The organism is Streptomyces sp. NPDC005803 (assembly GCF_040630435.1).
GTDB lineage: Bacteria > Actinomycetota > Actinomycetes > Streptomycetales > Streptomycetaceae > Streptomyces.
Window position 1 is genome coordinate 51,103 of the sequence record NZ_JBEXXO010000040.1, and the last position, 13,358, is coordinate 64,460.

General features: G+C 63.6%; 6 protein-coding genes. 5 read left to right on the forward strand and 1 reads right to left on the reverse strand.

Going from position 1 to position 13,358, the window contains the following annotated elements; translation table 11 throughout:
* Positions 1 to 354: 354 nt before the first annotated feature.
* Positions 355 to 2,673: a hypothetical protein gene (locus tag ABZ454_RS35925; RefSeq protein ID WP_359543705.1), complete on the reverse strand. Its 2,319-nt coding sequence runs from the start codon at positions 2,671 to 2,673 to the stop codon at positions 355 to 357.
* Positions 2,674 to 3,443: 770 nt separating this feature from the next.
* Between ABZ454_RS35925 and ABZ454_RS35930 the strand changes: the two genes are divergently transcribed.
* The 5 genes from ABZ454_RS35930 to ABZ454_RS35950 all read left to right on the forward strand — a co-directional run bounded on the left by ABZ454_RS35930 (position 3,444) and on the right by ABZ454_RS35950 (position 13,157).
* Positions 3,444 to 4,157: a hypothetical protein gene (locus ABZ454_RS35930; protein ID WP_359543706.1), complete on the forward strand. Its 714-nt coding sequence runs from the start codon at positions 3,444 to 3,446 to the stop codon at positions 4,155 to 4,157.
* The gene (locus tag ABZ454_RS35935) at positions 4,150 to 6,123 is read left to right on the forward strand and encodes a hypothetical protein (RefSeq protein ID WP_359543707.1); all 1,974 of its coding nucleotides are present in this window, start codon (positions 4,150 to 4,152) and stop codon (positions 6,121 to 6,123) included. Before ABZ454_RS35930 ends, ABZ454_RS35935 begins: the two co-directional genes overlap by 8 nt.
* 29 nt (positions 6,124 to 6,152) lie before the next feature.
* Positions 6,153 to 8,228 carry a hypothetical protein gene (locus tag ABZ454_RS35940; protein WP_359543708.1) on the forward strand — a complete coding sequence of 692 codons (2,076 nt, stop codon included), beginning with the start codon at positions 6,153 to 6,155 and terminating at the stop codon, positions 8,226 to 8,228.
* Between the two features lie 1,135 nt (positions 8,229 to 9,363).
* Entirely contained in the window at positions 9,364 to 12,210 is a 2,847-nt protein-coding gene (locus ABZ454_RS35945; protein WP_359543709.1) for a TIR domain-containing protein, read from the forward strand.
* A 173-nt stretch (positions 12,211 to 12,383) separates the two neighbouring features.
* The gene (locus tag ABZ454_RS35950; RefSeq protein ID WP_359543710.1) at positions 12,384 to 13,157 is read left to right on the forward strand and encodes a hypothetical protein; all 774 of its coding nucleotides are present in this window, start codon (positions 12,384 to 12,386) and stop codon (positions 13,155 to 13,157) included.
* Positions 13,158 to 13,358: the final 201 nt, after the last annotated feature.

The window sequence follows — 13,358 nt, forward strand, 5'->3', positions numbered from 1 at the left end:
AAGTTGGTGACCCTCGACTCCACCAAACTCCGTTAAGGCAACCCCAGCCTATCTGGATGGCAGGCACACCGATGCAGCCATGGTCGTCGCCTGGCGGGACGACCATCACGCTTCGAGCATCCGTTCGGCATGTGATGGCGGGCCGCTCCCAGCCCCACCACGGCAACGTCACGCCGTCCCCCCCGCCCCGGATCACGAGTCGTAGCGTTGGGTCACTACCATCGCCGTCCCTGCGAGTACTGCTCCCGGGGGCGACTCAGTCCACGCAGCAAGCGGCAGCGGCTCTAGTCCACGGACCGCCGCGAGGCGCGGGCGAAGCCGCTCAAGGTACGCCTCCTGCGCCTCATGGATCTTCTACATACCTTCACCAAGATCCGAAAAAAGGCTACGCTCACGCTTCTTATTTGAAGTATCGCCTACGGGCGTCACGAAAGGTGCGCCCCGCCCACCGGAAACCTTAAACTTGGGATCACCCAAATATCTCGCCAATGCATTTTGGAAGATTCTAGCCGTAACACTGTCCCCTCTCTCCTCGAAGGCAATCTGATATGTGCGCAATGAAAGCTCCAGAGGATCCTCTACACGCCCAGAGCGAAGCCATTTATTCGTCCAATCCTCACGGATTGCCTCTTCCAACCTTGGCGCAAGAGATGTTCGCACTCGCTTGAAGATGGCTTCCCGATCGAAATCTGTGAGGATTTCTCTCCAGGCCTGATCGGTGATCCAGGAAGTGTCTAGGCTATTAATAGCCAAGGCTCCCATGTTTTCCACAGCGCGTCGCCTATACTCTTCCGGCAAGACCCCCTCCCGGCCGAGTCGAGCAAGGAGGGCAGGCTCTGGAGCATCCGATACATGCGGAATTAGGTCCGTCAATCGAGAGGGCAGGTCAGGAAAGATCGAAATGAAGGTCGTCAACATTTCATCGCTACACTTTCGCCCCAGGTAATCGATGACATCACCGGTCCAGCATGACCCTTCCGGCCACTCATCAAAAATGTGCGCAAATCGCTGCGCCACGCCAGGGTAGAGAGAGGCCGGCAACCCGAGAAGGATTCCACGTTCCTGCTCATCTTGCGGTAGCAGACAATGAGTATGACTGAGGAGCGTATTATCATCCATCCCGGAGAGAATTACAGGAAGAAGATGAGGTTGATCAATCAACCATGCCGCAAAGCCTTCACGCAGAGTGGGATGCTGGAAGACCCAATCGCTCCCGCCCGCGCCCTTAGCACTACCCACGAATGTTCCGACCAGAGAGGTTAAAGCTCGCCCAACTCCCCCCACTGTGCTGCCGACCTTTTCGAGTACATCGCGCTTACGCGCGTCCAAGCGCAATGGGCTCGAAAGCCCTTCAGGGCTCACATAGATAAGTGCGAGAGAAGCCAGGGAATCTATATCCAGCTGACTATAGACATCCGACAAAAACCGATGAGGGCGAGACATGAAATTTGTAATATCCGTCTCAGTGATGCGCAAATTTTTGGTGAATGCTTGCAGACCAAGGCGACGAGCCGCTTCAGGCCGAAATGGCTCCGCGTCTGCCGCACCTTCAAGGTATGGCCTCATTTGCGCCAGCCTCTGCGGCTCTTGGTCCCCAGCGGTTAGATGATTGTAGAGTATCTGCTGCCGCTCTTCCCGAGTGACATTGGAAACGTCCACAGTTACTTCTTTTTCGTGTAGCAATGGATAAGCGTAAGTCTTCAAGAAGGGACGCGCTTCGTTGTAAATATAGGAGCGAGATGTAAGCACGACTCTCGCCCCGCCCTTGACAGCACTCATTACGTAGGGTAAATCCCTGACCCACCCATCGGTCAAATGCCTTTCATGCCGCACCGCACCGAAGGCATCGTCGACCCAAAAGAATTGATCATTCTCATTCGGATTCCACCTCTGCACGAGGTCTTCGGAAGTGCGCGGTTTTATGTTTACGCAGCCCCAATTGTCCGCCGCAGCGATGGCAAGCATGAGGGCAATGGAAGACTTTCCAATTGCAGGTTCACCCAACAATAGAACAAAGCCTCTATCATGTAGAGCTTTGGCAGCCTTTCGGTAGGCATCAGTAACGACGAAGGCTGAGATCTGATCTCTTGCCGAGTCGAGGAGAACTGACGCCTGCGTATACGCCCGATCGTCCAGGATCTGAGATAAATCACCAAGCCCATAAACACGCGGAACGAACATGCGCAGTTCTCGATGCGTGGCGATCACGTCGCTGATCCACTGCCCATCCAGAACTAGAGGACGCTTGACGCCACAAGTCAGAAGCCGATCTCGAATCGCCCCTTCAGAACTCCCAGAAACTCTCGCATTCGTCAGAAGCACATAACTCTCACAAAGCCCTTGATTTACTAGTTTTCGAACTTTTTCAAACTCGTCACCGATCATCGAAACAGACAAAGTCGAGTCTGCGTTCTTCGTGTGCTTGCATTGAAGCACAAACGGACCTGCAGGCAAATCGTTTGTTCCGGTGCCGAAGATGGGGGGAACCCAAACCCCATAAAATGCACCATCACGTCCAGCATCATTTGAGTCAGCAAAAGTTTGGACGCTTTGCCCCCAAACCTGCCGAAGGACTGCAGCACATAAGTCTTGAAAAGCCCGCCATCCCAAGGTATGCAAAGCGAACTGCGGGGATCCAGGAGCAATGGCACGTCCGGTATGGTTATCTTTCACTGCCGATCCCTCAGTTGCCGTCTATCCGTAGCTCCACGAGCGGTAGTCTCCACGATACCGAGTCAGGGCGCGCTATGGATGCTTATCCGACTGTCATCGCAAGATCGATCCTCGCAACTTCCCAAACTGAAGGACTCGGGCACATCAGCACGTACCGACCGTCGCACCGGACTTTCTCTGACGTCAAGGGACGTCACCGTGTCTCGGAGCACGCTCAGGGGAAAAACTCGGCCGATCTTCCACGGCTTCCGGCCCGGTGGCGGCGAGCCAGTCTACGAACGTCAACTGGTGGACGTCGGCCTGGGGACCAGACGAGCGTGTTCGACGAACAGAACGGCCTGGGCGAGGATGGGTGAGAGTCCGCACTAGCAGGCCAGAGGGCCGACGATGATGGTGAAGACGGGGGACTGTTGGTTGGCTCTTTGCCAATGGGGTCGCCGCCAGTCTCGCAGCCATGGTGCGCTTGAAGGTGAAGGCGGCGTCAGGTGACGGGGTAGGTCCAGACGAACGTCAACCCATCAGGCAGGACGTCATGGCCACTCTGTCTCCGGCTCTGAGCCGGTCCCCGCATCTGTCCGCAGCTTCAGGGCCGGAAGTTCACCCGCATCGCCCTCCCGGTGTCGCACGTGACCAGTTCAACTGGACCGGCCGCGATCATGTGCACAGCAAGGACCCGATCCGCCGATCTCGGTGTCCTCGTCCGGCAGGTACATCAGGCCGGTTCGAACGCTAAGGGTACGGGACCGACTACCAGGGGATACCTTGACCTGGTGGATCAAGAACTGCCAGAACCCGAGCCGGACGAGCGGGTGACAAGTCGCGAGCAGGATGCTGTGCGGCTCTTGCTACTTATCGATGGCGCCTGCGAAGGGGTGTCCAACGCGGACCGCGCGGACCCGGGTCTTGAGACCGCTGTTGGCGTCGTGCGCACGCAAGTCCGCCTGCAGAAACTGGACTTCTGGCTCCGAAACCCCGACTACCTGGCTGATGAGCTGTTGACGAAGCACGAGTCGAGCGGTGAAGCGCGCCTTCTGGAGCTTGCCGGTCAGATTCTGGACTCCGAGGAACCTGAGGTCCGCTCCTACCCCATGCTGCGCTACCACTTCGGGGCCTACGAGCCCTTGGACGATGCGCTTGCGGTGCTGCGTAGTGCTGGCCTCGTGGCGCGTCGACGCCGGGGAACCGTCGCCCGGGTGCGACAGCACGACTACTTCCTCTTGATGCCGGGACGCACGGTCGCGCGCGAGATGATCCGGCAAGCCCCTGCCTTCCAGTACTACGTCGACCGCATCGGTTTGGTGCTGGACTTGGCCGACGGACGGGGCGGCAGCCAGCTCAAGAAGCAGCAGTATCTGCAGCGTGAGTATGCCGAGGCAGCCCGCGGGGACCGCATCGGCTCAGTGAGCACACGAGCACGCGCGCGGCTGGCGCAGTTACGCCGCCAGGCAGCGGGCGAAGATATCGAGACGGGGGAACATGGCTGACGAGGCGGCGCTGGGGACTCGGATCGCTGCCCGCGCGAAAGTGGGCGTCGACGAGGTGCGGTCTGTGTTCGAAGCCCAAGGCATTCCGTTGGCCGTGCCGCCGACCCGGCCGCGGTCCTTGCGGATCCACCGCCTGCGGGTGGCTGGGGTACGGACTGGAACCCTCGAACCGGGGCCATTTGCAACTAGTTTCGAGTTCGAAGAGGGGCTGACGGCCTTGGTGGCGTCGAACCTGCGCGGCAAATCGAGCGTGCTGGAACTGGTGACCTGGTGCCTGCGGGGCACTCCCCGGGAAAAGAGCGGCGCGATCCACTGGCTTAGCGAGGTCGACCTCGACGCCACAGTCGCGGGGCAGGCCATGGCCTTCCGGCTGGATTTGCAGGCTGAGGAGATCACCTCCGCGGTCGTGCTCACAGGACCTGATCAGCGGACTCTTAAGGCTCTTCGCACGCCGGATCCCGCGCAGGGCGTGCTGCCGCTGTTTCGTGCGGCGAGCTCGGAGAGTTACGCCCAGCAGGTACAGGCACTGATGATGCAGTGGATGGACCTCCAGCCACTGGTCAGCGCCCAACAAGGCACCACGGCTGTAGCGCACGGGTGGCCCGCATACTACGGGGCCCTGTACATGCCGGCCGCCCGCTCCGCAGCGCTGTTGGGCGACGTGGTCATGGCGGGTCTGCCAGGGCGGCTTCTACAGGTGTTCCTCGACCTGCCGGCCGCAGCGGTGCTGGCCAAGGTCAAGACGCAGGCCGCACTGATGTCGACCGCCCGCCAGCGACGGCAGGGCACAGCGAATGAGGCGCAGGCCGAGCGTGCGGAGCAGCGAGGACGGATCGAAGCCGATCTGTCAGCAGCACAGACGCGGCTGGCACAACTGACCCAGGCCACAAACGGATCGAAACATGAGTCACTGGCGGACCTGGCTGCAGCCACGAAGCAGTTGTCCACTGCGGCGGTGGACAGCCAGGAGGCGTGGGACGAGCTGATGCGGCTGCATCGGCAGGCCAAGTCTCAGCGGCAGCGTGACGAAAAGCTCCTCAACGATGTGCGCGAGAGTGGCATCGCTCGTCGGCTGTTTCACGGGCTGGACCCCACCACATGTCCTCGCTGCGATCAGAGTTTCGCCATCGAGCGCCGCCAGCTCGAAGTGCAGGACCACAGCTGTGCGGTGTGTGCCCGCCCCGTCCAGGGTGATGACGAGGTCCCCGAAGATGTCGTGGCCGAGGCCGAGGAGCGAGTCAAGTCCAGCAGCGAGGCCGAACGGCTAGCGAAAGAAGCCTTGGTGCAAGCTGAGACCGAGCTCGACCGGATCTCGCACGACCTACGTGCGGCCCAGGACCGGCTGCGCCAAGCCGATGCCGCCGCCCGTGTGCCGGTGTACGCGCAGGTCCGGGATGAAGTTCTCCGCCTGGAAGGCTCCTTGAGTGTGCTTCCCGAACTGCCGCCCCCGGGTGTCGACCCAGTCGAAGATCTGGCGATCAAGGTTCTTCGCGCCGCCGCGAAGACTTTGGAGGACGATCACGAGAAGGAAGCTGCTCGGCTGTTCACGGACCTAAATGCCGAGATCTCCTCCCTCGGGCGCAAGTTCGGATTCGCGGCGCTGGAATCCGTGAGCATCAACCGCGCCGCGCAACTTCGCGTCACCTCGGACGGCGGGCACGAGCGCAGCTTCACCGACCAGGTTCCCGGCGAGCGCTTGCGCCTGCGGATCGCCGTCATCGTGGCTCTCCTCCGCGTCGGCGCAGCCCACCAGGTCTCCACGCACCCGGGGTTGCTGCTGATCGACAGTCCGAAGGCGGAAGAGATCCAGGATGTCGACATCCACCTCCTGCTACAGGAGCTCAACGCCGTGGCCGAGGCAAACAACCTCCAAGTCCTCGTGACGACCGCAGACTTCGGTCTAGCACACGATGTACTGCCCGCTGAGAGCATCAAGGAAGCCGCAGAGGGCAAGCCACTGTGGTGACCAATGCCTGAGCCTGGAGGCGACCAAAGATGACGCAGCTCGCCGATCGCCTCAGCGCCCTGGCCGCTGGTGGAAGCCAGGCGATCACATTCCAGGACATCGGTCTCCCGCCAGACCTAGTCCGCGACCAGGCACAGGAAGTCGCTGCAGGACCCCTCGCGCCCTTGCTGGCCGAGGCAATCGTCCTCGCCTGCGATCACGCCGACAGTGAATGGAGACAAGCCGCGGCGGTATTCCCCGCGGGAATCGCCCAACAGAGCAGCGTCCTGGCGCTCACTTCGTCAATGGAGACCATCCTGGGCAGCGCCACCACCGCTAAGGCCCTTGCCCCGGCCCTGAACGGTGCGCTCTTGGACGGCTTCACAGAGCAGGTCGCGCGCGGCCCGCTGCTGGCCGCCGCCCGGCTCGAAAGCGCCGTCAGGCTCGCGGCTGCCGACGCAGTCACCCCCTACCGGATCTGGGATCTGCTCGAGGCGCTGCCCTCTGACGGGCCGGACGACTTCCTTGAACGCCTGCCTCGGGTTCTTGGCGTCGCGCTGGACTGCTGGGCCCAGCAGGAAACCCGGGTCTCGAACGCCGTTCGCGATCTCCTGCATCACCTCTCCGTCGATGAGGCCGCCGACGTCGACGCACTGTTCGAACTGGGTTGCGACCGGCTGCGTACCGCGCTCTCCTCCACAGAACTGCCGCAGGTAAGCCGCCTACTCAGCGAGGCTCGGACCCTCTTCGCCGCAGTTGAAGCGGGGGAGGAAGCACGCGATGACGCCGCCGCCTACTCGGCCGTCTGCGATGCCGTCCTCGGCTTCACCGCCCACGATGCACCAAAAGTGGCGCAGGCCGCCGACCGCATCGAGCAAGCCCTGGAGCGGCGGCAGGCGTGGCTGCACGGCACCCACCAGCCCGCATGGCTTCAACCGCGCCGGGCAGCCGAGATCGCCTGGTACCAGCTCCTCCTCCAGCTGCGAACTTCTGCGGACCTGTTCGCCGCCGACGTATGGATGGACTCCTGGCAGGCCATCGACGCGGTCCTCACCGCCTACCGTGCTGCCCGCACCATCCAGCCACTAGGTAGGCGCTATGAGTCCCCCGGGCTCGTCGCCCTGGTCGAGCCGGCCGTCGACGACGGCTTCCTCCGTAACGAAGCCTTCCTCCGAGCACTGCGAATCGCCGCAGAGCACCCCGGCGCCTGCCCCCGCACCGGCTTTGACACCGATACTGCGGCCGCCATCCTCACCCGCCTCGACGCCCGGAGCTCCCGCAGCAGCACAGGCAGCGATTCCAAATCAGACGACGAGGACCCGGAAGCCGACGCCGCCGAGGTGGCGCGCCTTCACCGCATCGCCCCGACCCTCATGCGACGCCTTCCCATGACGAAGGCTCGTGCACTCGGGGCACACCTCTCCGACGAAGAACTGACCAGCGTCGAGGGACTCGCCTACGACAGCGACGTGGCCCGCCTCCAAGCCAACGACCCCCTCATCAACCCCCTCCTCGACGACATCCTCACGCGGCTATCCGAGCACCCCGACTTCACGGGAGCCGTCCAGCACAGCTTCAGCCTGCTGGTCACCCAAACCCTGCTCTTCCTCAAAAGCCGCGCCGACCTCACCCGCACCAGTCTCCTCGGCCCCGCCAAGGACGGAGAGCCCCCGTTCGACTATCGCCGGAAACCTGAGGGAAAGCAGCGCACCGCGAACGAGGGCGACGTGCAGCGCGACTTTCACCAGTGGCTGCTGGCCGGGCCGCTCAACGGCGTCGTCCAGGTCGAGATCACCGATGTCGGCATGGGTCGTGCCGACGTGATGGTCCGATTCGGAGCGCTGCGATACCTCACCGAAATGAAGCAGGATAGCGACGACTCCAGCCGCACGCACATCGAAAATAAATACCTGACTCAGGAGGCCGAGTACACCAACGCCGGCGCTCCCTTCGGCCAACTCATCGTCCTCGATCTCACCCCGAAATCCACAGCTGGCGGAACCCTGAGAATCGACGAACTCACATGGGTAGCCAGCCATCGTCCCACCGACGCCCCTACCGAACGGCTGGTCCTGGCAGGCATCGTCACCGGTAACCGCATCACTCCTTCTGCCTACTCACGTTGATGAGATCGAAAGAGTTGGCAGATGCTGCCAGGCCAACCCGTCCGCCGATGGACTTTGTCAATACCCGAGAGCACTGACACACTTCCCGACCGCAGGCTTGCCTCACGGTTGTCTAAGTTGCTGACCCTCGACTCCACCAACCTCCATTAACGCAACCCAGGCTACTCGGATGCCACCGCACGGCGACCCAGCCGCGGCCGTCACCTCGCGGGGTGACCACGAGGACTGAAGCATCCGCTCGGCATGTGGGGGCCCTTTCCAGCCCATCACGCCAGCGTCAAGGCTTCCGCGTTTACCCGGGTCACAAACCGTAGCGTTGGGTCACCAGCATCACCCTCCCTGCAAAGCGCTCTCACGCACCCCTCAACCCACTCGGCGAGCAACAGCGGCCGCTCGTCGACGGACGTCAGCAAGTGGAGCGATCTCCTCGGCGGTCGGCGCGACCGGAGGGGCGCAGCACTTCGGGGCCTACGAGCCCTTGGACCATGCGCTTGCGGTGTTGAGTGGTGCTGGCCTCGTGGTCCGTCGACGCCGGGGTCCCATCAACCGGGTACGACAACAGCACGACTAGTTCCTCCCGCCGCTGAGACGCGTGGTCGCGCGCGACGAGATCCGGCGGCCCCTGCCTTCCAGTACTACATCGACCGCGTCGGTCTGGTGCTGGACCTGGCCGACGGGCGGGGCGGCAGCCGGCTCAGGAACCAACAGCACCAGCAACGTGAATACGCCGAGGCAGCCAACGGGGACGGCGTCGGCTCAGCGAGCACGCGCACGGCTGGAGCAGCTACACCGTCAGGCAGCAGGCGAAAAACCCGAGACGGGGGATCATTGCTGACGAGACGGTGCTGGAGACTCGGATCGCTGCCCGCGTGAAGGTGGGCACCGATGAGGTGCGGTCTGTGTGCAAGGCCCAAGGCATCCTGTTGGCTCCCCGTTAACCCGGCCTCGGTCCATGCGCACCCACCGCCTGCGCGTGGCTGGGGTGTGGACCGGAACCTCGAACCAACCTGGACGCAGAGGCCCACTCGTTTCGGCGGTTCGATCTGTGTCGCAAAATCGCCCTCTGCGTTTCGTGAGGCCATAGGATCCGCACGCAGTTAAATGAGTTGCGCCATGGGCCATCGGGGACACGATCTTGGAACGCGATGCCTTCATCTCCTACAGCCATACCAGAGATGTACCGCTGGCAGAAGCCCTCCAGAAGGGGCTCCAGGGCATCCTGCGAACGCCGTGGCTGCACCGTGCCGGAGCGAAGGTCTTCCGGGACACAACCAGCCTCGCCGCCAGCCACGACCTGGGCGGGTCGATCAAGGCGGCGCTGGCTTCGTCCCGCTATTTCATCTGCCTGGCTTCCCCCGAGGCCGCGGAGTCGCGGTGGGTCCGCGAGGAGATCGAGTACTGGCGCACCAACCACGGCATGGAGAACTTCCTCATCGCGGTCAGCGAGGGCACCATCGTGTGGGATCCCGTCGCGGGTGACTTCGACTGGGACCGGACTAACGCCCTACCTCCGGTGTTGCGCGGCGCCTTCGTCACCGAACCGCTGTGGGTGGACCTCCGGCCGTTCCGCGACGCCGACGACCGCTCCATGGCACCAGGCAGCCCGTTCCGCGACAGGGTGGCCAGTCTCGCCGCACCCTTGCACGGCCTGGTGAAAGACGCCTTGGACAGTGCGGACCTGCGTATGCAACGTCGCGCCGTCCGCGTCCTCCGAAACTTCGTGGCCTCCCTCACGGTGGTGTCACTGCTGGCCGTCGGCGCCGGTGTCTACGCCTGGCAGAAGCGCGGAGAGGCACTCGCCCGCGCCCGTACCTCCGCCTCGCAGGCGCTGGCGGCCCGCGCACTCGACACGGTCGCCCGGGACCCGCGCAAGGCCGCGCAGTTCGCGCTGTACGCCCAGGAGGTCCAGCCCACGGGCGAGTCGGCGCAGGCGCTGGCTCAGGCCGTCGCAGCCAACGGAAGCGTGACCCGGCACCTCCAGGCCGGAAACGAGAAGGTGGCCAACTTTCACGGGGTGGCGCACGTCAACGCGACCAAAGTCGCCGTCAGCCCGGACGGCAGCGTACTGGCGTACTACTCGGACTTCGATGCCGACGCGTCTGGCGAGGAAACGCACATCCATCTCTACGACATCGGTGCCGGCAAGGCGCTCCCGAACCTGAAAGGAGGGAGCTGGCCGCAGGACGGCGGCTGGATGCAGTTCAGCGCGGACGGGAAGTCGCTGGCTGTGGAAGGGCCCTACAACCGGATCGACATCTGGGACGTGGACCGTCGCCAACGGGTCCGAACCATCGGGACCGGAAAGGGAGAGGACCTGGCCGGCGCCTTCAAGCACCTTTGGGCATTCTCCTTCTCCGGCGACGGACAACTTGTCGCCGCTGCGTTCTACACGCCCGACGAGCCCGAATACCGGTTCCATGTGGCCGTCTGGAATGCTGAAACTGGACGCCTGCTGAGCGACGAGACCGGTGGCACCGCAAATGTCGCCCTCGGTTTTGACAATTCGGACAACCTCCTTGCCCTCGACTCCCAAATCGGTGCGGTCCGTGACTTCCGACGGGGCGGTTCCTCCTGGAGCGCTTGGCGGACGATCCCCGGCTTCCCCGTCGGTGAGAGGAGACAGGTCACGCTCTCCCCTGACGGATCGAAGGCATACGTCGGTGAGAAGCGCCAACTCTGGGATTTGGTCGCGGGCCGGCAACTGGCCAGCACCGACGAGCAGGGCATCGGGGAGATGGTGTTGCCCGGCGCACAAGGCGGAGACGCCTACGCCGCCGGGGGCCGTCGGGTGGGCGTGTACGACGCGGCACTGCGCCGTACACGTGTCCTCGGCTCCTTCACCTGGCCTGTGTCGAGTGTCTCCGCCTCCTCAGACGGACAGTGGGTGGCCGCCGGCTCGGGGGACGGCGCCGTCTCCCTCTTCTCTGCCACCAGCCTCCGGGTGGGCGTCCCTCTCCAGAACAAACCGCGCGTCAAACCCGCCGAGCTGGCGGCAGACGATCGCACGGCCTCCCGCACCACGGGATCCGGAACACAGGTGTGGTCCGTCACCGCCGACAGAGTCCGGGAGCTCGGGCGTCTACCCCTCCGGCTCGTAAGACGATCCTTGCGCCAGGACACTGTCATCGCCTCCCCGGACGGCACCCGTGCCATGGTGGCCCAAGAGGGCACGGCGTCGCTCTGGAATCTGCGCGACGGAAGCCGGATAGGTCGGCAGGCGACACTTGGCGGCGCGTTCGCGCCCGTGACCTTCTTGCCTGACTGCGACCATATGGTGGGAACGACTGACGACGCAGTGCAGGTGGTCGACACGCGGTCGTGGCAGGTCGTCCAGTCCGTATCATTCGCCCGCGAGGATGTCGACATGGCCATCTCCACCAGCCTCGACCGTACGACCCTGGCCCTCGTTCAGAACACCGAGCTGACGGTATGGAAGTGGACCGCCGAGAAGAACTATCGCCAGGTACGCAAGGTCTCCATCGAACCCGTCTGGACCATGTACGGGCACCAGGTCGTGGTCAGCGCAAAGGGAGAGAGAGCCGCTGTGATCAACTTCGACGGTCTCATCTCTGTACTCAACGTGAACACGGGAGAGTTTGTCCCCGGCACGACCGCGTCGAGCGGCATGACCGATCTCGCCTTCAGCAGCGACACGTCCCTGCTTGTCCAGCCCACCGGTTCATCTACGGAGCGGGGCCTGCAGTTCTGGGACACGGCCACCCTCCAGCCACGGGGCTCCTGGATGCTTCCGAGTCAGGGGGCCGGTCAGGACGCCACGGTCGCACGCCTACTGGCCGGCGAGGACGGCACCGTGACCACGTTCGACACGGACGGCGGCTTGGTGCGTCGCACCATGGACGTGGCGGCCTGGCAAAGGATCCTCTGCGATCTAGAGTCCGGCGCGCTCCCGCAGGAGGAGTACGACCGATATCTGAGTGGTCTGGACGTGGAGGCCCCCTGCCCTCAACGAGGGAGGTCCTGAAGGTTTTGTTCCGACCCTCCCCACCAGTTCGGCGGACGGTCTAGGGGGCCAGGAACCTGCGTCCGCAAAGGCGTTCATCCACAAGCGAGGGCAGTTGGCGATATCTTCGGAGCACCGGCGAGCAGGCTGGCTGGTGTGTCGCACGGCAGGGTCAGGCACTGGTTGGGGAGCGAATGAGCGCACAGGCACTACGGCGCGGTGACGGGCGGTTCCAGGGCTGGCGGGTCGTGAATGGCACGGCGCTCCGGATGTTGGCCGCGACGGTCGTCGGCACGCTCACAGGACTGGCCGTGTTCAGCCTCACGCAAGTGACGAGCCGCAGCCTGTTCGCTATCACTGGCGGCATCGCGGGTGCGGCGGCCGTGATGGTCATCCAGTGGTATCAGCGCACCGCCCGCCTCACCGAGGTGAAGGTCACGGTGCCCCAGCTGAGCGAACTCACATTCGCGGTCAACAATGACTCCCGCCAGGTGGCCTGGCAGATGTTCATCGAGACTGTGACACGGGTCTCCACGCAGCCGCTCGCCAGCGACCAGGGTGTGGTCCGGGAGGCGCTCACCTCAATATACGGGCTCTTTGCCACCACCCGTGAAACGCTCAAGGCCAGCCGCCCCTCCGTCGCGGTCCCGGGCGGACAGACGGTGGAGTACCTGGCAATCACTATGCTCAACCAGGTACTTAGGCCCTTCCTGTCCCACTGGCACCCCCGTCTGCACGAGTTCGAGAAGAATCGGCCCGACGGACGGGAGTCCGAATGGCCAGAGAACGCCGCCTGCCGAGTCGCGCTGCGCGAGGTGCAACGGGACATCTACGACTACGCGGTCGGCTTCGCCCTCCTGGCCGGTGTACGCCAAGCCGAGACTCTGATCGCGTCGTCCCCGCATCCTGCACACCGATTGACGGCCCCGGCACCGCGCGGTCCCGGCACTGGACGCACCACCTCGTGAGGTTCGGGCAGAGCATGGCGGCGGAGCGGTAAGCCCGGTTACGACGCGTTCATCTCGTACAGCCACAGCCTTAGAAGTCATCTCATTTGGATGACTCGGTATTTTCTGAGTCATGGTGGGGATCGTTGAGCGGCTGGTTCCGGACGAGTTGTGGGAGTTGTTCCAGCGGGTGGTGCCGGAGGCGCCGTCGCGGCCGCAGGG